This is a genomic window from Maribacter taeanensis (assembly GCF_047345145.1).
Lineage (GTDB): Bacteria > Bacteroidota > Bacteroidia > Flavobacteriales > Flavobacteriaceae > Maribacter_C.
In genome coordinates this window covers 818563-841097 of sequence record NZ_JBLFER010000001.1, presented here as the reverse complement: position 1 = coordinate 841097, position 22535 = coordinate 818563, and the positions used below count along the sequence as shown (strand labels likewise).

Annotated in this window: 27 protein-coding genes; 18 read left to right on the top strand and 9 right to left on the bottom strand. The window is 37.6% G+C overall.

The window, feature by feature from the left end; translation table 11 throughout:
- Positions 1-122 precede the first annotated feature (122 nt).
- The 16 genes from fabG (at position 123) to hisIE (ending at position 14083) form a co-directional block, all read left to right on the top strand.
- Positions 123-869, top strand: a complete 747-nt coding sequence (gene fabG / locus ACKWCD_RS03650; protein WP_413982574.1) for a 3-oxoacyl-[acyl-carrier-protein] reductase — start codon at positions 123-125, stop codon at positions 867-869.
- Positions 870-879: 10 nt separating this feature from the next.
- Positions 880-1194: a YbjQ family protein gene (locus ACKWCD_RS03645; protein ID WP_413982573.1), complete on the top strand. Its 315-nt coding sequence runs from the start codon at positions 880-882 to the stop codon at positions 1192-1194.
- 134 nt (positions 1195-1328) lie between these two features.
- Positions 1329-3353: a vWA domain-containing protein gene (locus ACKWCD_RS03640; RefSeq protein WP_413982572.1), complete on the top strand. Its 2025-nt coding sequence runs from the start codon at positions 1329-1331 to the stop codon at positions 3351-3353.
- 12 nt (positions 3354-3365) lie between these two features.
- Complete coding sequence (locus tag ACKWCD_RS03635) at positions 3366-4181, top strand: prohibitin family protein (protein WP_138658449.1); 816 nt, start codon at positions 3366-3368, stop codon at positions 4179-4181.
- Positions 4182-4504: 323 nt separating this feature from the next.
- Positions 4505-5359, top strand: coding sequence for an ATP phosphoribosyltransferase (gene hisG / locus ACKWCD_RS03630; RefSeq protein ID WP_413982571.1), 855 nt, complete (start codon positions 4505-4507; stop codon positions 5357-5359).
- Between the two features lie 42 nt (positions 5360-5401).
- Positions 5402-5860, top strand: a complete 459-nt coding sequence (locus ACKWCD_RS03625; protein WP_413982570.1) for a GNAT family N-acetyltransferase — start codon at positions 5402-5404, stop codon at positions 5858-5860.
- Entirely contained in the window at positions 5853-7136 is a 1284-nt protein-coding gene (gene hisD, locus ACKWCD_RS03620) for a histidinol dehydrogenase (protein WP_413982569.1), read from the top strand. Before ACKWCD_RS03625 ends, hisD begins: the two co-directional genes overlap by 8 nt.
- Positions 7137-7180: 44 nt before the next feature.
- Positions 7181-8230 (top strand): histidinol-phosphate transaminase, encoded by a 1050-nt coding sequence (gene hisC, locus ACKWCD_RS03615; RefSeq protein ID WP_413982568.1) that lies wholly within the window; start codon positions 7181-7183, stop codon positions 8228-8230.
- Entirely contained in the window at positions 8223-9362 is a 1140-nt protein-coding gene (gene hisB, locus ACKWCD_RS03610) for a bifunctional histidinol-phosphatase/imidazoleglycerol-phosphate dehydratase HisB (protein ID WP_413982567.1), read from the top strand. The genes hisC and hisB overlap by 8 nt, the downstream gene beginning before the upstream one ends.
- Before the next feature lie 68 nt (positions 9363-9430).
- Positions 9431-10012: an imidazole glycerol phosphate synthase subunit HisH gene (gene hisH / locus ACKWCD_RS03605; RefSeq protein WP_413982566.1), complete on the top strand. Its 582-nt coding sequence runs from the start codon at positions 9431-9433 to the stop codon at positions 10010-10012.
- On the top strand, positions 10012-10437 hold the full coding sequence (locus ACKWCD_RS03600; RefSeq protein WP_413982565.1) for a GNAT family N-acetyltransferase: 426 nt from the start codon (positions 10012-10014) through the stop codon (positions 10435-10437). Before hisH ends, ACKWCD_RS03600 begins: the two co-directional genes overlap by 1 nt.
- A 1-nt stretch (position 10438) precedes the next feature.
- Positions 10439-11218, top strand: coding sequence for a 1-(5-phosphoribosyl)-5-[(5-phosphoribosylamino)methylideneamino]imidazole-4-carboxamide isomerase (locus ACKWCD_RS03595; protein ID WP_413982564.1), 780 nt, complete (start codon positions 10439-10441; stop codon positions 11216-11218).
- Positions 11215-11730 (top strand): DinB family protein, encoded by a 516-nt coding sequence (locus tag ACKWCD_RS03590; RefSeq protein WP_413982563.1) that lies wholly within the window; start codon positions 11215-11217, stop codon positions 11728-11730. The genes ACKWCD_RS03595 and ACKWCD_RS03590 overlap by 4 nt, the downstream gene beginning before the upstream one ends.
- A 123-nt stretch (positions 11731-11853) precedes the next feature.
- Positions 11854-12609 carry an imidazole glycerol phosphate synthase subunit HisF gene (gene hisF / locus ACKWCD_RS03585; RefSeq protein WP_413982562.1) on the top strand — a complete coding sequence of 252 codons (756 nt, stop codon included), beginning with the start codon at positions 11854-11856 and terminating at the stop codon, positions 12607-12609.
- Between the two features lie 159 nt (positions 12610-12768).
- Positions 12769-13479: an aspartate/glutamate racemase family protein gene (locus ACKWCD_RS03580; protein WP_413982561.1), complete on the top strand. Its 711-nt coding sequence runs from the start codon at positions 12769-12771 to the stop codon at positions 13477-13479.
- 4 nt (positions 13480-13483) lie between these two features.
- The gene (gene hisIE, locus ACKWCD_RS03575) at positions 13484-14083 is read left to right on the top strand and encodes a bifunctional phosphoribosyl-AMP cyclohydrolase/phosphoribosyl-ATP diphosphatase HisIE (protein ID WP_413982560.1); all 600 of its coding nucleotides are present in this window, start codon (positions 13484-13486) and stop codon (positions 14081-14083) included.
- A 64-nt stretch (positions 14084-14147) separates the two neighbouring features.
- On the opposite strand, the gene ACKWCD_RS03570 is transcribed toward hisIE, so the two are convergent.
- From ACKWCD_RS03570 to ACKWCD_RS03540, 7 genes are all read right to left on the bottom strand, one after another.
- On the bottom strand, positions 14148-14873 hold the full coding sequence (locus ACKWCD_RS03570; RefSeq protein ID WP_413982559.1) for a head GIN domain-containing protein: 726 nt from the start codon (positions 14871-14873) through the stop codon (positions 14148-14150).
- 225 nt (positions 14874-15098) lie between these two features.
- Positions 15099-15275 carry a hypothetical protein gene (locus ACKWCD_RS03565; protein ID WP_413982558.1) on the bottom strand — a complete coding sequence of 59 codons (177 nt, stop codon included), beginning with the start codon at positions 15273-15275 and terminating at the stop codon, positions 15099-15101.
- A complete protein-coding gene (locus ACKWCD_RS03560) occupies positions 15265-15936 on the bottom strand; it encodes a hypothetical protein (protein WP_413982557.1) in 672 nt (223 codons plus the stop codon). Before ACKWCD_RS03560 ends, ACKWCD_RS03565 begins: the two co-directional genes overlap by 11 nt.
- Before the next feature lie 135 nt (positions 15937-16071).
- Positions 16072-17160 (bottom strand): DUF4097 family beta strand repeat-containing protein, encoded by a 1089-nt coding sequence (locus tag ACKWCD_RS03555; RefSeq protein ID WP_413982556.1) that lies wholly within the window; start codon positions 17158-17160, stop codon positions 16072-16074.
- Positions 17144-17680, bottom strand: a complete 537-nt coding sequence (locus tag ACKWCD_RS03550; protein ID WP_413982555.1) for a hypothetical protein — start codon at positions 17678-17680, stop codon at positions 17144-17146. The genes ACKWCD_RS03555 and ACKWCD_RS03550 overlap by 17 nt, the downstream gene beginning before the upstream one ends.
- A complete protein-coding gene (locus tag ACKWCD_RS03545) occupies positions 17680-18222 on the bottom strand; it encodes an RNA polymerase sigma factor (RefSeq protein WP_413982554.1) in 543 nt (180 codons plus the stop codon). The genes ACKWCD_RS03550 and ACKWCD_RS03545 overlap by 1 nt, the downstream gene beginning before the upstream one ends.
- 364 nt (positions 18223-18586) lie before the next feature.
- Positions 18587-19393 carry an energy transducer TonB gene (locus ACKWCD_RS03540; protein ID WP_413982553.1) on the bottom strand — a complete coding sequence of 269 codons (807 nt, stop codon included), beginning with the start codon at positions 19391-19393 and terminating at the stop codon, positions 18587-18589.
- 155 nt (positions 19394-19548) lie between these two features.
- Here ACKWCD_RS03540 and ACKWCD_RS03535 point away from each other — a divergent pair, with 155 nt between their 5' ends.
- The gene (locus ACKWCD_RS03535) at positions 19549-20424 is read left to right on the top strand and encodes a winged helix-turn-helix domain-containing protein (protein ID WP_413982552.1); all 876 of its coding nucleotides are present in this window, start codon (positions 19549-19551) and stop codon (positions 20422-20424) included.
- A gap of 53 nt (positions 20425-20477) precedes the next feature.
- On the opposite strand, the gene ACKWCD_RS03530 is transcribed toward ACKWCD_RS03535, so the two are convergent.
- A complete protein-coding gene (locus ACKWCD_RS03530; protein ID WP_413982551.1) occupies positions 20478-20918 on the bottom strand; it encodes a nuclear transport factor 2 family protein in 441 nt (146 codons plus the stop codon).
- A gap of 157 nt (positions 20919-21075) precedes the next feature.
- On the opposite strand from ACKWCD_RS03530, the gene ACKWCD_RS03525 reads away from it, so the two are divergent.
- Positions 21076-21489 (top strand): EthD family reductase, encoded by a 414-nt coding sequence (locus ACKWCD_RS03525; RefSeq protein WP_413982550.1) that lies wholly within the window; start codon positions 21076-21078, stop codon positions 21487-21489.
- 36 nt (positions 21490-21525) lie between these two features.
- On the opposite strand, the gene ACKWCD_RS03520 is transcribed toward ACKWCD_RS03525, so the two are convergent.
- On the bottom strand, positions 21526-22395 hold the full coding sequence (locus ACKWCD_RS03520) for an alpha/beta hydrolase (RefSeq protein ID WP_413982549.1): 870 nt from the start codon (positions 22393-22395) through the stop codon (positions 21526-21528).
- Positions 22396-22535 lie beyond the last annotated feature (140 nt).

Here is a 22535-nt window from a genome sequence, read left to right as displayed (position 1 = left end):
TTACTATTTCTTCGGATATAATTAAAATCCCATCTATTTCGAACCATGGAATATTTGGGATTTTTTTCGTTCAAGTAAAAATTGAAGTTATCTTTGGAAAAGAACTTTCTAACAACAGTTAAATGAAATTATTAGAGGGAAAAAACGTAATCATCACAGGAGCGAGTAGAGGAATTGGTACCGGAATTGCACAAGTTTTTGCTGATCATGGAGCAAATGTTGCTTTCACATATAGTTCAAGCGAGGCTCCGGCTTTAGCACTTGAAAAAGAACTTAGTGCAAAAGGAGTTAAGGCAAAAGCGTACAAAAGCAATGCAGCTAGTTTCACCGAATCAGAAGCTTTGATCGCTCATGTTTTAGAAGATTTTGGTGGCATCGATGTCCTTATCAATAATGCCGGAATAACTAAAGACAACTTATTAATGCGTATGGCTGAAGAAGATTTCGATAAGGTCATTGAAATAAATCTAAAGTCCGTTTTTAATATGACCAAGGCTGTTCAGCGAACGATGTTAAAGCAGCGTAAAGGTTCTATCATCAATATGAGTAGCGTGGTTGGTGTCAAAGGAAATGCCGGACAAGCAAATTATGCTGCATCTAAAGCTGGTATGATAGGCTTTACAAAGTCTATAGCGTTGGAATTAGGTTCGAGAAATATTCGCTGTAACGCTATTGCTCCTGGATTTATTGAAACCGAAATGACAGCAAAATTAGATGAGAAAGTTGTTCAAGGTTGGCGAGACGGAATTCCGTTGAAAAGAGGAGGAGCGCCCGAAGACATTGCCAATGCATGTTTGTTTTTTGCATCCGATTTATCTGGATATGTAACGGGACAGGTTTTGAACGTAGACGGAGGAATGCTCACTTAAAAGAATGGATATGATATTTGTAACTACAGAAAGAATCCAAGGAAAAGAGATTTTAGAAGTCTTGGGAACAGTTAGGGGAAGTACGGTCAGAGCCCGAAACATTGGGCGGGATATTTTTGCAGGCTTAAAAAATATTGTGGGAGGCGAAATATCGGAATATACCGAATTACTTGCTCAGGCAAGAGAACAGGCAATCCAGCGAATGCTTCAAGATGCACAAAAACTTGGTGCAGATGCTGTGGTCAATGTAAGATTCAACACTTCACAAGTCATGCAAGGTGCCGCAGAGATGTTAGCTTATGGAACCGCTGTGAAACTTAAATAATGTTATCGAAATTCCTCCCTTTATTGTTCATGATAATTTTTTACGGTGGGCTTTTTTGCTTGCTAATCTATTTAGTTATCCAGCGAGTGGAGGCTAAGAAGAAAGAAAATTTTGAAAAAAGGGATAATTAAGATATGCAAACGAGCACTGTTCTCCTTATTATTTTAGCTGCAATAGTAGCATTAGGACTGGTGCTATTCCAATATTTTTATAATTCAAAAAGGAGCGGAAAACTCAATGTTTTTCTCTCCTTTTTACGTTTTATCGGTTTGTTCGGGCTTTTTGTTCTACTCATAAATCCTAAATTTTCAAAGAATGAGTACACTATTGAGAAAACGAATTTAGTCGTACTTACGGATAACTCTTCATCTATAAAAAAATCGGAAAACGAAGCTTTGGCCGTGCTCGAACAAATTCGTGCTAACTCTACACTTTTAGATCGCTTCAGTGTTAGAAATTATGCATTTGGAAATTCAATAGAACAAATCGATAGTGTATCATTTACTAAGAAGAATACTAATATTTCTAAAGCCTTATCCGAACTCCAAAAAATCTATTCCAATACCAATTCTGCCGTAATCTTATTATCAGATGGAAATAGCACAATCGGAGGGGATTATGTTTTTAGGGGAGATAATTTAAAATCGACAGTATATCCAATAGCTCTCGGAGATACTACCCAGTATGAAGATATCCGAATTGATCAGGTGAATACCAATAAATATGCCTTCCTAAACAACAAATATCCATTGGAAGTATATGTATCTTATGATGGAGATCAAGACATTACTGCTTCAATAAATATCTCTGTTAATAGCAAAAGTGTGTATCGTGAAAACATCAAATTCTCTAGCGCTGATAATTCAAGAATCATAAGTACCAATATAGCTGCGAGTTCAGTGGGAAATAAAAATATAAATGTATCAGTTAGTGCTCTAGAAAATGAGAAGAATATACAAAACAATAGCAGAAATACGGTTGTTGAAGTAATTGATGAAAAAACTAATATCGCCATCATTTCAGATGTCATGCACCCAGATATTGGAGCGTTAAGAAAAGCTATTGAAAGCAATGAACAGCGTTCGGTAAGTATTCAAAAACCAAATATCAATGTTAAGGAGTTAGATGATAAGGATGTATTTATTTTGTATCAACCAGGCCCTACTTTTAAATCTATATACAATTACCTGAAGCAGAAGAAAGCGAGCGTTTTTACAATTACAGGAGCAAATACAAATTGGACTTCAATCAATGAGTCGTTGCGTAAATATAGAATAGAACCAGGTTATCCCACCCAGGATATTTTTGGAGTTTTGAATCCGTCCTTTTCAAAATTTGATATTTCAAATTTCGATATGGAAGGTTTTCCACCCTTAAGTAGTGATGCAGGACCATTGGGTATTAGTGATGGAGAAACTCTTATTCAAATGCAAATTCAGGGAAGAACCATAAATTCACCCCTACTTTTTGCTTTGGATAATGAAAATGGAAAGGAGCTGGTACTATTTGGTGAAAATATTTGGAAGTGGCGCATGCAGAGTTATCGGAATACTCAAAATTTTCAAAACTTTGATGATTTCATCGGAAAGCTAATGCTTTACCTTTCATCTTCTAAAGGAAAAAGCAGATTAGAAATTGATTATAAATCAGTTTATGAAGGAAGTACAAATGCGAAAATACAAGCTTCTTACTATGATGAAGCATTTGTTTTTAATTCAAATGCATCTTTGGTTTTAAACATTAAAAATGCTGACAGCAATCATTTGAAAGAGATTCCTATGTTGTTAAAAAACAATATTTATGAGGCCGATTTGTCAGATATTCTCGCTGGTCAATATAGCTTTACTGTAAGTGTAAAAGATGAAAATCGATCAAAAGCAGGAAGCTTTACAATTCTTGATTTTGATGTGGAACAACAATTTTTATCCACTAATTATAGAAGCTTGGGGCAATTGGCCTCAGCCACTAATGGAGAAATGTATTTTCCAAATAAAACGGAAAACTTACTGCAGCATTTAGTGAATGACAATCGTTTTGTTCCTACTCAAAAAGCCACTAAAAATATAGTGTCTTTAATAGATTTTCGCGTACTTTTAGCAATCATTATTGCTGCTCTTGCAGGAGAATGGTTTATTAGAAAATATAACGGACTAACATAAAAACAGAACACTATGGACAAATTACCAAAAGTTGCATTACCAGTTGTATTCATACTGATTGCATTAGTTATTTTAATTTCAAAATCCGCCGTCACTATCGGATCAGGTGAGGCGGGAGTTTTGTATAAAACTTTCGGAGGAGGTGTTGTTACTGATGAGCCGCCGATGGGTGAAGGATTTCACATTGTAGCTCCTTGGAATGATGTTTTCATTTATGAAGTACGTCAGCAAGAATTGTTTGAAAAAATGAAGGTATTATCGTCAAACGGACTTGAAATTCAAATTGATGCTTCAGCTTGGTATCAACCAATTGCCGCGGAACTAGGGAATTTACATCAGAATTTAGGTGAAGGCTATTTAGACCGTGTAATTAAACCAGCCATTCGAAGTGCCGCCAGAAGTGTTGTTGGTCGCTATACCCCTGAGCAATTGTACTCTAGTAAACGTGATGCCATTCAAGATGAAATATTCGAAGAAACCAAAAAGATTTTGGATAAGCAGAATGTACAATTAAACGAGGTTCTTGTGCGTGATGTAACCTTACCCAACACTATTAAAGATGCTATTGAACGTAAGTTAAAACAAGAGCAAGAATCTTTGGAATACGAATTCCGTTTAGTAACGGCGAAAAAAGAAGCTGAAAAAGTGACCATTGAGGCACAAGGTAAAGCAGATGCAAATAGAATATTAAGTGCATCTTTAACAGATAAGATCTTACAGGATAAGGGTATTGACGCAACCTTGGAACTTTCGAAATCTCCAAATTCTAAAGTAGTGATCGTTGGTGGAGGTGAAGCTGGATTACCACTTATTCTGGGAAATAACTAAAAACCACAATTTGTGATTTTTTTAAATTCGCTTTCGTAGAAAGAAATTAAATTTTACTTTTACCGAGTAATGAGAAACATTAATACACATCATCATCTTGTAACTGGCTGTCAGGCGAGGTAAAGGTGTGTTGTAGTATTACAAAATATTTGAACCCGTTTGAGCAATCAAGCGGGTTTTTTAGTTGAGTACATTTATTGTCATTCCCGTGAAGACGGGAATCTTTTGAAGCTTCTAGTAATTTAAATAGTGCTCAAAGGAGCTTTAAAAATGAAATGAAAAATATTTCCCTCTTCAGGGAAATAAAAATAAAGAGATTGAATATGAAAATTAGAATTGCTATTCAAAAATCCGGGAGGCTCAATGAGGATTCTTTAAAAATCTTAAAAGATTGTGGAATATCCATTGATAATGGCAAAGACCAATTGAAGGCTTCTTCGCGTAACTTTCCAATGGAGGTGTTTTACCTTAGAAATGGAGATATTCCCCAGTACTTGAGAGATGGCGTAGTAGACATTGCAATTATCGGAGAAAACGTATTGATTGAAAAAGGGGTGGATATTGCTGTTACGGAAAAACTTGGTTTTTCAAAATGCAAGGTTTCTTTGGCGATTCCTAAAGCTATTGAATACAGCTCTGTCAAAGATTTTGAAGGGAAACGTATTGCAACTTCCTATCCGAATACGGTTAAAAATTATTTAAAAGGGAAAGGCGTAAATGCGGATCTACATATCATTAGTGGCTCTGTTGAGATTGCACCTAATATAGGACTTGCAGATGCAATTTGTGATATTGTTTCAAGTGGAAGCACCTTATTCAAAAACAACTTAAAAGAAGTTGAAGTCATGTTGAAAAGTGAAGCAGTTTTGGCGGTTTCACCCAAAATCTCTGAAGAGCGAAAAGTGTTGCTGCAAAAACTTCAATTCCGTATTCAATCTGTTTTACGAGCAAGACAGTCAAAGTATGTATTGCTGAATGCTCCGAATGACAAGCTAAATAAGGTTGTTGCTTTGCTTCCTGGAATGCGCAGTCCAACGGTATTGCCCTTGGCGGAAGAAGGCTGGAGCTCTGTTCATACCGTAATCAATAAGGACAAGTTTTGGGAGGTCATTGATGAGCTAAAACAAGCAGGTGCAGAAGGAATTCTAGTATGTCCAATTGAAAAAATGGTACTTTAATAATATTTTATTTTCATTCCTGAGAAGTCAGGAATCTATTAAATGAATATGAATTCCGATTTTAAAATAGAGCTGATTCCGTATGACAAGATGGAATCTATTTTACCACTTGTGTTTTTACTCAATAATAAGAAAATTAAGTATGCTATTCTTAAGGAAAGGCTTGAGGACATGTTAGCGATGGGAGGTTATGAATGTATCGGCGTCTATGATTCCGAAAAATTGATTGGTATTTGTGGACTTTGGGTTTTAAATAAACTCTATGTAGGCAAACATGTCGAACCTGACAATGTTTTTATAAAAGAAGAATACCGGAGTAGAGGAGTAGGACAACTGATGATGGATTATATGTTCCAGTATGCCAAAGACATAGGTTGCGTAGGTTCGGAAGTGAACTGTTATAAGAAAAATGAAAAGGGCCAGAAATTTTGGGAACGGCAAGGTTATAAACCGAAGGCGTTCCACTATTTCATGAATTTTTATGATTTAAGCAATGAATAAAATATACAATCCGAAGAGGGAAGATTGGAAGTCCGTTTTAAAACGGCCTACCCAAACTGTTGCGGACATTGAGGATACCGTAAATGCTATTTTCAAAGAGACGCAAGAAGGTGGAGATGTCGTTTTAAATACATACACCCAAAAGTTTGATGGCGTAACTTTGGATTCTCTTTTGGTTAATTCCTCAGAAATAGAAGAAGCTAAAAATTTGGTTTCAGAAGAACTAAAAGCAGCTATTCAATTGGCAAAAGGAAACATTGAAAGTTTCCACAAGGCTCAGGTAACAGATAGAGTGGAAGTAGAAACTTCAAAAGGTGTAAAATGCTGGCAAGAAAAACGTCCGATTCAAAAAGTTGGATTGTACATTCCCGGAGGCACAGCACCTTTATTTTCTACTATTCTGATGTTGGCGGTTCCTGCAAATATCGCCGGGTGCAAAGAAATCGTTTTATGTTCACCACCCAACTCTGAGGGAAAAATCAATCCAGCCATTTTATATACCGCTGCTTTATGTGGAGTGACTAAAATCTTCAAAGTTGGAGGCATTCAAGCTATTGCCGGAATGACCTTTGGAACGGAAAGTATTCCGCAAGTCTATAAAATATTCGGGCCCGGTAATCAATATGTTACCGTGGCTAAACAAATTGCCACAAAGTATGGTGTAGCGATTGATATGCCGGCAGGTCCGAGTGAGTTGTTGGTAGTTGCCGACGACACTGCAGATGCTGCATTTGTAGCCTCCGATTTATTGAGTCAGGCCGAACACGGTGTAGATAGTCAAGTGATTTTAGTTTCAACCTCAAAAGCAATGATTGATGCTGTTGAGAATGAGGTGGAAAGACAACTTGAAGAACTTCCCAGGAAAGAAATTGCTCAAAAGGCTATAGCAAATAGCAAATTGATTTATGTAGAAAACAACCAAGTGGCCATTGATTTAATAAACGAATACGGTCCGGAACACTATATCGTATGTGTGAAGAATGAAGATTTTTATATCGACAATACCTTCAATGCGGGTTCCGTTTTTATCGGGAATTATACTCCAGAAAGTGCTGGTGATTATGCTTCAGGCACGAATCATACATTACCCACCAATGGATATGCCAAACAGTATAGTGGCGTAAACTTGGATAGTTTTATGAAGAGTATGACCTTTCAGAAAATTTCAAAAGAGGGAATACAAGAAATAGGAAATGCAATTGAAATCATGGCCGAAGCCGAAGGTTTACAGGCACATAAAAATGCTGTAACCTTAAGATTGAATAGTTTAAAGTAAAACAAAGTGTCTGGTCGAGCGCAGTCGAGACTTAAAATTTAGAAATGAGTTTCAATTTAAATAACATAACCCGAGAAAACGTCAAAGGCTTAAAGCCTTATTCCTCAGCACGCGATGAGTATGTATCCGATGGTTCTGAAATGGTGTTCTTGGATGCTAATGAGAATCCCTTTGAGAATGGTGTAAATCGGTATCCAGATCCGCAACAGCGAAGTTTGAAAGCTGTTTTGGCCGACCAAAAAGGGGTGAGTCCGGAAAATATTCTTTTAGGGAATGGTAGCGATGAAGTTTTAGACCTTTTATTTAGAGCCTTCTGCGAACCAAAAGAAGATAATATTATTTCACTTCCTCCGACATATGGCATGTATAAGGTCCTATCGGGCACGAATGCAATCGAAAACCGAGAGGTTTTGTTGAATGAAAGATTCCAACCAAATGTGGAAGGGATTCTAAACACTATCGATGCTAGTTCGAAACTGCTATTTATTTGCTCTCCTAATAATCCAACGGGAAACAGTATTTCAGAAGCGAGTATAACAAAATTGCTTGGTAGCTTCAACGGATTGGTAGTTATTGACGAAGCTTATATCGATTTTTCTCCCAATGAGAGCTGGGTGTCACGCTTGTCGAATTTTCCCAATTTGGTTGTGACACAGACCTTATCCAAAGCATACGGAATGGCTGGTATACGCTTAGGAATTTGTATTACGTCTGAAGAAATCATTGCCGTTTTGAATAAAATTAAGCCACCTTACAATGTCAATGGACTAACACAATTAAAGGCTTTGGAACGGGTACTTGCTACTAATCTGGTTGCATCCGAAGTAAATAAAATTTTGAATGAACGAGAGCGATTAATTGATACTTTGAAAGAAGTTTCCTTTGTGCAAACCATTTATGAATCTGATGCCAATTTTGTTTTGGTGAAAGTTGATGATGCCAATAAGAGGTATAAACAGTTACTAGATAAAGGTATTGTGATAAGAAATCGAAGTACTCAGCCCTTATGCGAAAATACTTTACGGTTTACTGTGGGGACAACTGATGAAAACAAAAAACTAGTTGGAGCTTTAAAAGAAATAGCAGATGAATAAGAAAAAAGTACTATTTATAGACCGTGACGGGACAATCATCAAAGAAACCGCTGATGAGCAAATCGATGCGTTTGAAAAGATGATATTCTATCCGAAGGCATTTACATTTTTAGGTAAGATCGCAAAAGAGCTAGATTATGAATTGGTGATGATTACCAACCAAGATGGGTTGGGGACAGAAATATTTCCAGAAGAAACCTTTTGGCCTGTGCATAACTTTATCCTCAAATCCTTTGAAAATGAAGGAGTTGTTTTCAATAAAGTCTTTTTAGACCGCACATTCCCAAAAGATAATGCGGACACCAGAAAACCAGCTACAGGCTTATTAACTGAATATTTTTCAGAGGAATATGATTTAGCAAATTCCTATGTAATTGGTGACCGTCTTACTGATATGGAATTGGCAAAGAATCTTGGTTCTAGGGGAATTTTCATCAACGACAATACAAATCTGGGAACAGGAGAAATCACCGTAAAAAGAGATGAGCTTGACCCCATAATTGCATTGGAGAATAACGACTGGGAAAAGATTTACGAATTTCTAAAATTGAACGATAGAACAGCTGAAATCCACAGAAAAACAAATGAAACGGATATTAAAATTCAGCTCAATTTAGATGGGACAGGAAAGAGTAATATTAAAACTGGATTAGCTTTTTTCGATCATATGCTGGACCAACTGGCTCGCCACGGACAAATGGATTTGGATATTCATGTAGATGGAGATTTAGAAGTTGACGAACACCATACCATAGAAGATACGGCCATTGCCTTAGGAGAAGTTTTCCATACGGCACTCGGAAACAAATTGGGAATTGAACGCTATGGTTTCTGTTTACCTATGGATGATTGCCTGGCGCAAGCCGCTATTGACTTCGGAGGGAGAAACTGGCTCGTTTGGGATGCGGATTTCAAGCGTGAAATGGTAGGTGATATGCCAACTGAAATGTTTCACCATTTCTTCAAGTCCTTTACTGATGGTGCAAAAGCAAACTTGAATATCAAAGCGGAAGGAAAAAACGAACATCACAAAATAGAAGCAATTTTTAAGGCTTTTGCAAAGTCAATAAAGATGTCAGTAAAGCGGGATGTTGAAAAAATGGTTTTACCTAGTACAAAGGGAGTACTCTAAAAGTAAAAAGTAATAAGTTCGTAGGAACTGACTTTGTACTTATTACTCATTACTTAATACTTTAAAAAATGAAGATTGTAATCATAAATTACGGAGCCGGTAACATTCAAAGTATCAAGTTTGCCATTCAGCGCTTGGGGTATGAGGCTATTTTAAGTGATGATGCCGAAGAAATAAGAGCTGCCGATAAAGTAATTTTCCCAGGAGTGGGAGAGGCGAGTAGTGCTATGAATAAGCTCAAAACAAGTGGATTGAATAAAATCATTTCCGAATTAAAACAACCTGTTCTTGGAATTTGTCTTGGGATGCAGTTGATGTGTAATTCCTCGGAAGAAGGCAGTACACAAGGGTTGGGAATATTTGATATAGATGTAATCAAGTTTTCTAAGAAAGTGAAAGTCCCACAAATTGGTTGGAATCAGATTAGTAATCTGAAATCAGATTTATTTCAAGGAGTTGCAGAAAAGGATCATATCTATTTGGTTCATAGTTTTTATGCCCCATTATGTGCAGATACCATAGCGGAGTCTTTTTATGAATTGAATTATAGTGCAGCCTTGCAAAAGGATAATTTTTATGGAACCCAGTTTCACCCGGAAAAAAGCAGCGAGGTAGGAGAGCAGATTTTAAAGAATTTCTTAGAATTGTAATGAAGGAGGATTTCTATATATCAATTGATAAAGACTTATTAGACTTTGATTTTATTCATGGTTATATGACGAATACCTCTTATTGGGGAAAAGGTAGAACCTTTGAACAAACAAAAGGAACGATTGAAAATTCTTTCTGTTTCGGAATGTATACCTCTTCCAATAAACAAATTGGCTTTGCTCGAGTTGTAACCGATTATACTTTTTTTGGGAACATGATGGATGTAATTATCAGTCCGGAATATCAGGGTCAAGGTTTGGGGACAACATTGATAGAATTTATGCTGAACCATGAAACTATTCAAAGCTTACAAACCCTTTCCTTAAAAACAAAAGATGCGCATAGCCTTTATAGTAAATACGGGTTCAAAAAAATCGGAGAATCCCCTTTGTGGATGTCCCGAGATAAACAGAAATTAAATTAGTATGCGGATAATTCCAGCAATAGATATTATAGATGGTAAGTGTGTACGTCTTTCGAAAGGAGATTATGACACCAAGAAGATTTACAATGAGAGTCCATTAGAAGTTGCTAAAGAATTTGAAGCAAGTGGAATCCGGTATTTGCATTTGGTGGATCTGGATGGCGCTAAATCTAAGCATATTGTAAACCATAAGGTTTTAGAACAAATTGCCTTGAAAACGAATTTGAAAATAGACTTTGGAGGTGGATTGAAAACCGATGACGATTTACGTATCGCTTTTGAAAGTGGGGCGAATCAAATCACGGGGGGAAGCATTGCCGTAAAAGATAAAGAAACCTTTATCGGTTGGATTGAAAACTACGGCGCAAATAAAATCATTTTAGGCGCGGATGCTTTGGATGAGAAAGTAGCTGTTTCTGGTTGGCAGGAGGAATCGAAAGAGGAATTGATTCCTTTTATTCAATCGTATCAGAACAAGGGAATTCAGTATGTAATTTGTACCGATATTAGCAAAGATGGAATGCTCGAGGGGCCTTCATTCGAATTATATAAAAAAATTATCGCATCTGTCACTTCGAGCCCCGCGACTGCGCTCGGGACAAGCTACGTCGAGAACGGCGCTGAAAAGGGACTAAAACTAATAGCCTCAGGTGGCATATCAACCTTTGATGAACTGCCAAAATTAGCTGAAATAGGCTGTGAAGGAACAATTATTGGTAAGGCGATTTACGAAAACAGAATCAGTCTAAAACAGTTAGAAAACTATATTCTATCAATATGACCAAAGAAGACAAACTAGCAGAGGAATTGGTAAAAAATGCTTTGTATCGTATGGACGAAAGTACGCGTATGATACGAAAGAGCTTAGTAGAAGTTTCAGAAGAAGAATTCTGGCAAAAACCAAATGAGTCTCTAAATAGTATTGCCAATTTGATGTTGCACTTATGTGGAAATATCACGCAATACATCATTTCATCACTTGGAGAAACCGAAGACATTCGAAAACGAGACTCGGAATTTGCGGCAAACAAAAGTGGTACTAAGTCCGAAATACTGGATAAACTTGAGGATACAGTTGATACCGCAAAGCGTGTCATTTTTGATTCCAGTTTAGATCAACTATTGAAAATTAGGTCGGTACAGGGCTTTTCGTTTTCTGGTGTTGGTGTTATACTTCATGCGGTGGAGCATTATTCATATCATACAGGACAAATTGCTTTCTGGGTAAAACAACTTAAAAACAAAGACCTTGGATTTTATGACGGTATTGATTTAAAAATTAAAAATGAGTAAAAAGTATTGAGTATAAAGTAATAAGTACTCGAGTAAATAGGTGAAGCGAAAAATTTGAGATAAAGATTATAAACTAGAAAGTACAAAGACTTTGTACTTCTTACTTAAGACTTAGTACTGAAAATGCTTGCAAAAAGAATCATACCCTGTTTAGATATTAAAGATGGCCGCACTGTGAAAGGTGTAAACTTCGTTAATTTACGTGATGCAGGAGACCCGGTGGAATTAGCAGAAATATATAGCAGAGAAGGTGCCGACGAGCTAGTTTTCTTAGATATTTCAGCAACCGAACAAAAACGTAAGACCTTGGCTGACCTAGTATATCATGTGGCTGAGAAGGTTAATATTCCATTTACCGTAGGAGGTGGAATTTCTTCCGTAGAAGATGTTGATATTTTATTGCAAAACGGTGCAGATAAGGTTTCCATTAATTCCTCTGCTGTAAAGAATCCACAATTGATTAATGACTTGGTAGCTAAGTTTGGTTCTCAATGCATCGTTGTTGCTATTGATGCAAAACAGATTGACGGAAAATGGGTGGTACATTTGGTGGGTGGTAAAGTCCCAACGGAATTGGATTTATTTGAATGGGCCAAAGAAGTTGAAGAAAGAGGCGCAGGAGAAATTTTATTTACCTCAATGGATAATGATGGCACCAAAGACGGATTTGCCAATAAGGCTTTGGCAAGATTGTCAACGGAGTTAAATATTCCCATAATCGCTTCCGGTGGAGCGGGAAATATGCAGCATTTTACAGATACCTTTATCCAAGGAAAAGCGGATGCAGCTTTAGCCGCAAGTGTTTTTCACTTTAAGGAAATAAAAATTAAAGATTTAAAAGAACAATTAAAAAATAACAATATACCAGTAAGGTTGTAACAAACGTTCTCCCCTGCGAAGGGGAGGTGCCCGCAGGGCGGAGGGGTTAACTTAGGGACACAAATGTTTAAACTTTCTTGATGGCTTCACCAAACCCCTCCGCCTATCGGCACCTCCCCTTGAAAAAAGGGGAGGACTAAGTAAAATGAATAAAAACACATGAAAAAAATCGGACTTATAGGTGGAATTACCTGGCAATCAACCCAGTTATACTATCAGTATCTAAATACTATAGTAGCGGAGCTTTTAGGAGATAAGCATTCCTGTGAGTGTATTCTTGAGTCCGTCAATTTTGCTGAAATCTCAGCAAAACAGGGCAAAGGAGAATGGAATGCCTTACACCAACAAATGACGGAAATTGCGGTTCGCTTGGAAAACGCTGGTGCTGAAATTATCTTGGTATGTGCCAATACCATGCACCTTAGTGCAGATTCCATTAAAGAAAAGATAAATATTCCTCTGCTACATATAGCGGAAGTTACGGGTAAAGCGCTTCAAGAGAAAGGCTGTCAAAAGGTCTTGCTTCTGGGTACAAAATATACCATGGAACTTGATTTTTACAAAGACACCATTAAAAATCAATTTGGAATTGAGGTAATCATACCCTCTAAAGAAGATAGAGAAGTTGTGCATCAAGTTATTTATACAGAACTCGCTAAGGGAATCATTTCAGAAGATTCCAAAAAGCAGTATCTAGAAATCATTGAAAAATCAGAAAGCGAAGGAGCGGAAGGGGTAATATTAGGCTGTACTGAAATACCTCTATTGATTCAACCAGAAGATTGCGATATTCCCGTTTTTGATACGACTAAGATTCATGCCCAAGCAGCAGTATCGTTTGCCTTGGAAGAAATGACACAAACAAAGTAATACTATGGAAATAGATTTCAATAAAAATCCAGACGGACTCGTCCCAGCAATCATTCAAGACGCACAGACCAAAAACGTTTTGATGCTGGGCTACATGAATCAGGAAGCTTTTGATAAAACCCGAGAGACGAAGAAGGTTACCTTCTATAGTCGTTCTAAACAACGTTTATGGACAAAGGGGGAAGAGAGTGGAAATTTTCTTAATCTGGTAGACATCAAAAATGATTGTGACAACGACACACTTCTAATTGCTGTCAGTCCTACGGGAGCTACTTGTCATACGGGTTCAGATACGTGCTGGAATGAGAAGAATACTTCTAACTTCGGATTCTTATCGCAATTGGAAGCGGTTATTGAGCAACGAAGAACTTCTTCAGACGGAAGCGAATCATACGTTGCTTCACTTTTTGAGAAGGGAATCAATAAAATAGCCCAAAAAGTAGGTGAAGAAGCCGTGGAAACAGTTATCGAAGCAAAAGATGATAACGATGAACTCTTTTTATATGAGAGCGCAGATTTACTTTTCCACTATTTAATTCTTTTACAGGCTAAGGGATTTACCTTGAAGGATATAGAATCCGAATTGAAGAAAAGACACAAATAGTTTAAAAACAAAAATACCGCTATCAATAGACAGCGGCATTTTCTAACCATGATCTAACCAATCATCATCCATCAATTTTTACAATTTCTGAGGCGCCAGAAAGGTCTTTTTGAGTAATTCTTGCTTCACCTTTATAACTCAGTTTACTTGCTCCGGATGCTTCTACTTCAATAGTTTCGTTAACCCTAAGATAGGCTTTGCTGGCCCCTGACAGATCAATTCGTAACCGCTCTGCTGTTAAATCAAAATCACGAATTTCACTACTTCCAGATAAGTCCGCGTTCAGTACTTCTATATTTCCAAAAATATCAGTTTGCGAATCTCCACTCGAATCAATATCTAGGCGCTTGGTGTTAACTTCACCCGTAAATTCAGATGACCCAGAAATATCGATGCTACCATCTTCAATATCCCATAGATTTTCCAATCTTAAAGTTGAAGCTCCCGATAAATCAATTTCTGAAAGCTGGTTTGTCGTTATATATGCATTCAAGGTCGCATTTCCCCGTACTTGAGTAAATTTTTTGAGCTTTATAACCAAGGCATTTCCATCACGCTTTACTATGATACGACCATGTAGATTTTCGTTTGCTTCAATTCGAATATCTTCTTCATCACTCGAAAAAGTAACATAAACATTGAACGCGTTTGATACATCTAAGGCAGAATAATCAGGGATTGAGTAGTTTAAAGAACTAACTTCATCTGAAGCTCGGATTGTTTCATGATCACAAGACGTAAAAAGACCTAAAGTCAGGGCAAGTACGATTACTATTGATTTTGTTTTCATTTTAGTACAATTTTATTTTCATTTCCGCGAAGGCGGAAATCTGTTAATTCTATTTTTTGATTGATGTTTAAAATTTGCTTTGTCGACTCTCCTCTTTTTTCAAGGAGGGGTGCCCGCAGGGCGGTGTGGTTAGCTGAGGAACACGAATGATGAGCTTTCTAGATAGCGTCACCAAAACCCCTCCGGCTGTCGCCACCTCCCCTTGACAGGGTAGGACCCTATTATTTATAATCTAACAGGCTCCCATTTGAAATCCGTTGGAAACCATTCGGCAACATTAGTATCTTCTAAGAATGTTTCTTGAGTCTCTTTTTTAAGAAAGACCTGCTCGTCTTCGATAAAAACATGCTTGGTTCTGATGGCAGCGTGAAATCTTTTAGCAATATTGTTTTTATTCTTCATCTTGTAGCTTCTTTTTATAACGGTTTCTTCCCAGGTTGAAAACACCCACTTTAACTCCAATACCTCCCGAGAATCCATTAATGCGTGTAACTGGACTATTTTCCAAATCAATTTTGCTTGATAAGCGATATTTGACACCGGCTTCTATTTGTAAATAACGATTAATGTTAAAAAGGGCACTTACCCCAGGCTCGGCGACAAAAACGGCATCGAAATCCTCTTCATTGAATTCTTCTTCAAAATCTTCATTATTGAAATTATTGCCGATTTGCCCAATAGCGCCGGCACCAATCAAAAGCGGGAAAGAGAGGTTTACACGAGATTTGCTAAAGAAAATCGGTTCTAAATGTAGACCCCCATAACCTCCAATGAGGTCCTCTCTTCGGCCAGCCGCAGTATTGAAATAGTCCTGATCTGAATAGATGAAATTACCAGAGAAACCGATTTCAAATTGCTGATTGGCAACGTAGGCAACCTTGAATCCACCTGTATAGGTTTCTTGGTCATCAATTTCACCATATCGCATGGAAAAGCCTAAATAGACTCCGTGTACGACATTATTGCGATCATTGAATTCTACATAATCACCATCATCTTGTGCAAAACCTGATAGGGCTAAGCAGAAGAATAAAAGTGTAAAAATTGATTTTTGATTGTTCATAGTATTGTATTTTGATTGACTACTTAGATAGACAATTGATTTTCTGAAAAGTTGCATATTCCCGTGTTAAATTTTAAAAGCTTGCGCTAAATTCGATTTTCTGGGGGATTTTTAAATTGACTTATGATAAGAATGCTACAATTCTTTCAACAGTACTACTCCTTTTTTTCCTTTAATTGAAATGCGGCCTTGGGCACTTTTTCCGTATGTAGCTTTTATTTTTCGCAGTTTTTTACCCTTATCCAACATCTCGGAATCTATGTTATTAAAAGACTTCGGCATGCGTACTAAGCCTTGTTCTAAAGTGGCATCGAATTGGTGTGGAAAATCCGTGACGTTCAAACTGATTTCTGAAGATTCTTGACTAATGGCAATATCCGCACCAGAATTCGTAATGGCTGCCACTCTGAAATCAGCTATTTTTAAGGTCATATCAGCTTCTTTGGTTAAACGATCCAATTCTAGCGTGGAGAATTTGAGCGTACCGAACATGGTACTCGCTTCTTCAATGCTTATTTCATCTTTATTTGAATAAATTTCGAGTGAGGTAATCGCATCCAAGGCAATATCGCTACCACTACTAGTTAAGCGTAGACTTTTGGAATCGCCCATATCGAGGTCTCCATTCTTAATATCCACACTGCCGTAGCTGATGTTTTTGGCTCGAAGTTTTCCGTAGCGCATAATGAAATCAGCTTTGTTCATGTTTTCATTGATCCATACATCGCCGTGCTCGACTATAGCTTTTAGTTTCCCTGACCAATCTTCGATAAGAACATCCCCGAAAGTATTGGTTACTTTTAATTCCGCCTTTGCGGGCATATATATGGTATAATCGATTTGAATATTACTACGGTCGTAATCAAAAGGATTTGCTTCGTCAATAAGTCGAGCAAACCATCCCGATTTCTTTTCCAGAATCTCATAACTTAGGGATACATATTCCTCACTATCCCTTGTTATAGGCTGAATACGTTTCAATAGGGCTTCAGCACTTTCTTTTTTTCGATGGTTTACCGCAATAGAAATTTCCACAGAAACTTCATCTTTATCCCATCCATTTAGACTGATATTTCCATATTTGTTTTCCAAATGCAGCTTGCCGGCATCGGTCATGGTGTAGGTCTTCGTTATCTTCTTAGATACTTTTTCCTGTGCGGTGACGGACTGGCCGAGAACCAACACCAACGCTACCCAGAGCAGCTTTTTACAAAGTGTATCCATAATCATCATCATTTAATTTAGAGTCGTTTATCTGTTTCAGTAGCTTTTCAATCAGTTCAATACGTTGTTTGTAGTTGGAAACAATAGCTTCCAGTACACGTGCATTGTCTAAGTTGCTTTGCATCTCTATACGCAACTGTTCATATTCGGCATCGAGCTCATCCATAAAGGATAAAAACTCAGCTTTATCAACTTCGGATAGGTTCGGATTATTTTGTACCAACTGCACTTGATACGAAACCAGTCCTTTATAGTGCATATCGATATCCATGAGTTCTTTGGAGGCATATTGTGTTTCTACGGAACTTCCATAAATCTGCTTCCCGATAAAACCAGCCAAACCTAATAAAATAAGTAGGGTAGCGACAATGCGCAGCATGGGGGATTTCCAAAGGGGAATCACTTTCGGTTCTTCAACTTCCAATTCTTGGGAAATCTTCGCCCACATTTTCGAACGGTCCGCTCTATGCTCATCGAACTCGGCAGCGTTCTCACGTATGTGTTTTTCAAAATTGTCCATTACAATGCGTTTATAATTTCAACTAGTTTTTTCTTTGCTCTATGGTATTGCGATTTGGAGGTTGATGTGCTAATGCCCAATACTTCTCCAATCTCAATATGGTCATACCCTTCAATCAGGTATAGGTTGATAATTTGTTTATACCCTGCGGGGAGTAGCCCTATGCCCACTTTAACTTTTTTGATGTCAATGGCATCTACTTTTTCCTCCGGACTATTCTCTGATAAATGAAACTCATGCACCTCCATCGGAACCACCGGAAGCTCTTTCTTCTTCAAATAGTTGATGCTTTTGTTGATAACGATACGTTTGAGCCAAGCTCCGAACGTACTTTCATAATTAAAACTGTTGAGATTTTTAAAGGCGGAAACAAAACTCTCTTGCACGATATCTTCAGCATCTTCCTTCGAGTTGAGCATGCGCCTACCAATATTGTACATCGCATCCACGTACAGCTCATATAGCTCATATTGCGAGCTACTATGGCCAGTTTTGCACTTTTCTACAAGTGCCTGATGCGTAAAACGGATATCGGTTTCCAAAGGTTTCAGTTGGATTCTAAGCTTCTCAACAATTTAACTTCTCTACTAAAGACAATACGAAGTTAGGATAGTTGCACGAAGAAGGAAAAAAGTACAAAGTAATAAGTACAAAGTCGAAAATTGGAATTATCATTATCCCCTTGAGGGCAGGATAGTAGCAAAATGTATTTTGTTCGAAGGTTGCGAGCGAAGCTGAATAGGGGGGGGTGTTGAAGCTAGCAGAAAGTTCAACAGAAACACTATCGCTTCACAAAGTTGGCTTACTGATTACATACACACACGACGTATGATTACTAGAGTAGATCAATAAAAAAGGCTTCCTCACCAATGCGAAGAAGCCTTAAAATAAAAACAGTTCGTCAGTCTAACAACCCATCAGTCCATAAGAAATCACCAATTCTTGATTTACTTTTTCCCCATTGATATTTTCAGCTGGTTCCCATGAGCCAGGTACATTGGAAATCAGTTCCATCATTTTTTTATCCACCTCAGGATACCCTGAATGATTATCCAGTCTAACATTTTCTATGCCCCCATTTTTTGTCACCGTAAAGTATAGTTTTGCCGGTCGTAGCTTGTCCTTTTGTACATCGATAATAGCTTCTTTGCTGTTTTCTCGTAAATATGTAATTAGTGCATTCTTACCGGGTACATATTCAGCCTGCTTTTCTGGAACAATAGTAATGTGAGGGTTAGAATACTCGTCTACCAACATTCCTGTATAGGTATTAACTTTTTTAAACTCGGCTCGAATCGCAAAATTCGAAGAATAATCAAAGGTTTGAATGAGTTTCAGTTGGGCTTCATTTAGCTCCTTGGTATATCCGATTTCATGAATATGGGATGGTCTTTCATTTTTGATCATATTAATATCTACCGATTCCAGCACGACCATCTCTTGTATCTCCTCAGCATAGAAAAAATCATGAATTGAAGTGGCATTGTGGAGTTTTTCTTTTTTCATAGGCCTAAACCTTGTACCCACATCGTATGAAAAATCAGGAAGAGGCTCCTTGCTCTCTGGTCCCTCAATTGGCATATTCATAGCAACATCTGTACTTACGGTCGCTTCTAAATGATCTGTTTCTGAGTCACTCCAATTTATAACACCAAATGCGGTTAGTCCTAAAGCAGTAAATGCCATGCAAAAAATTAAAATACGCTGTTTCATATCTGTTTGTTTTAAAGAACCCAAAAACGGGTTCATTGATTAATTTCACTCAAATCTAACGTGCATAGCCGCTATACTGTGTTTATGAAGTGTAAATTGATGTAAATTTTGTGTAAATCATTTCAAATTGTCCGATATTCAAATAGCTTTGTAACATGCGTCATAAACTTCATAAGTTCACATTTCCCATTTTTATTTGTCTTTTGTTGCTTATCTCCAACGGGAATGCCCAAGATTCCTATGAAGAAAAAAGTATTGATGTGGCCTTGCGGATGATTGGTCATCAATTACTGCTCAGTTCAAATGACAGTACTTCTCGTGTGTTGCCTATTAGCAGGGAAAATAATACCTATAGGATTCAATTCGAATCGGAGTTTGAATTCAAACCGGTGGAACTGGTCGCTATAATTGATAGTGTAATTACAGAAGCAGATATCCCAAGTGAATATATTGTCGAAGTGGGTGAATGTGAAACTGGTGAGGTAGTCTATAGCTTTAAAATGGATGATTTAGAGCAATCGGACATCATTCCCTGTGGAGTTAGAATGCAACCCAAAGCCTGTTATAGTCTCGTATTCACTTTTATGACAAATGACTCCGACATAGCTTCACTTTCTGTGACTCCCGTTATAAGTCCCATGAATTATGGTTTGATTGCAGGGGCCCTCCTTCTAGGCGCAGGACTTTTCTTTTTTCTTTGGAAACGCAGAAAATCAGCTAATAAAAACCCAAATTTAATCGCCTTGGGCGAATATCATTTTGACAAGCGGAATACAGAACTTTTAATTAATCACCAGAAAATAGAATTGACTAGTAAAGAAGCAGATTTACTTCTTTTACTATACAACATGGTCAACACCACCGTTGAGCGAGAAGTTATTCTAAACAAGGTTTGGGGAGATCAAGGTGATTATGTAGGTAGGACCTTGGATGTTTTTATCTCAAAATTGCGCAAGAAACTCGAAGCGGATTCCAGCGTAAAAATCGCCAATATTCGCGGTGTCGGCTATAAGCTGGTCATGGAGGTTTAGATTTGTTATTACCACCTTATACTTCCGACTTCGTACCTCGTATTTCGTACTTCTTACTTTGGAGCGCTCTGCCAAATAATATTCATAATCTTCCATTGGCCATTGACTTTGGCGAGATGAAATAAATCAATGCCCCATTCGGCGGTTAGTTTGCCTGTAGCAGTTTTGTCATTGACTTCATGGACTTCAATTTTCTTAGGAGAGTCTTTAGAGGTGCGATCACCATCTTTATTCCATGTGCCTGCCAAATCATAGAGCTGTTGGTAGGTCATGGGCAAGTTGTCTCGATATGCACTGGACTTGTCATCGTACCAATATCCGATTTTACGCAAAGTGGTATCGACACTTCGTTCGATTAATTCAGGTTTGACCTCATACAGCGCATTGACATAATCTTCTAGAGCAGATTGCACGGCTGCTTTATCATCTTGACCAAAGGCCGAAATCGAAAGGAAGAAGACCAAGCTGAAAATAAAAGAGTTTAATTTTTTCATGATAAAAATCTTTTGATGATGGATTCTAAAACTACAATAATTAGAGGGATAAATCAATGATGGTAGTGTAGTATGGTTTTTATTTTATCTTTAGTATTTAAACTATAATTCAAAAGATTTCCGCCTACGCGGAAATGACAATAAAAATAGAATTGAAATGAAAACAAAAATCACGCTCTTAGTTGTAGTCGCCGGATTGCTATTCGGTTTTACGAAATATGAATCTTCGGGAGAATCTAAAATCAAAGAAGGTATGGTCAAAGTAGCCATCTTTTACCAGAATGGGGAAGGCAATACCTTCGATATGGACTATTATACCAATAAGCACATGCCCATGGCAGCAGGTTTGTTTGGTGATAAATTAAAGGCTATGGTAATCGATAAGGGACTAGGCGGTGGCGCACCTGATTCTGCCGCGCCCTATGTAGCCGTCGGTTACTTTTATTTTGCGGACCTAGCCACTTGCCAAAGTCAAATGGGTACGCATTCAGAGGCACTCAGAGCTGATGTGTCCAACTATACGAATATTCAACCGGTGCTTCAGATTAGTGAAGTGGTTAGTGCGGATTAATAGTAATAAGTACGAGGTTCGAAGTATAAAGAAGCGTTATTGAATTAAAGCCTCCATCTTCTCAATTGCTTCCTTAGTCAAATCTTGCAAAGTTCGAATATGTTCGGTATCAGTTTCCCAGAATTCTTTCGGTTCTTGGGCGGCATCAAAAATACTTTGGCCGCGCTTAAAAGGAACAGCCCTATCCGACTTACTATGAATAATTAATTTGGGCATGTTTTCAATGTCTGCAATATCCCTTAAGGCAATATACTCTTGATTATAGTCTTCAGGCTTTTTCATCAGCAACGACAATACAGATCCTTCCACATTGTCTTTGATAAAGTTATGTGCGGAAGCTAAACTGCCATCGAGGACGAGTGCATCTACTTTCGCAGGATTGTCCTTTGCAATCTTAACGGCTAATTGCCCACCTAATGACATGCCATAAACTATGGTTTTAGTGCTGTCATTGACCATGGTGTTTTGAAAATCTTCAAACGCTGCTTGCGTATCTGCTAGTATACCATTATAATTGGGTGCTCCAGTTGATTTACCATAACCTCTCCAATCAACCGTATAAACGCTAAAACCATTATTTACCAAAGCTTGTATGGGTTCTATGCCCGTGCTTACATTGCCACTATTGCCTCGAATCAGAAAAATATTCGCCTTTGATGTTGCTGTAGGTTTAAACGTATAACTGTGAATTTTTAAAGAATCTTCTACTTTTAAAATATGTTCATCATATGCTAGGCCGCCCATGTCTTCCATAGTTGTGCTAGGTCGATAGAAAAGTTGAGATTCATCGTTATTGGCCAAAGCTTTTATCCATGGACTGGATTGATAAACATAAATGCTGTAACCAATAGCCAGAAGTAGAAGTATTAAAAATATCCAGCCGGTAGTTTTTACTATTTTTTTCATGTGTTCTGTATGTGAGATGTGTGGTCTTACTTTTAGAACTCGATTCTTGAAAAGATAGTATCTTGTATTTCAGTTCTTAAAAAATATTTTCAATCGTGAAGGTAGAAATATGATACTTGCGACTACTAGTCGAATACGAG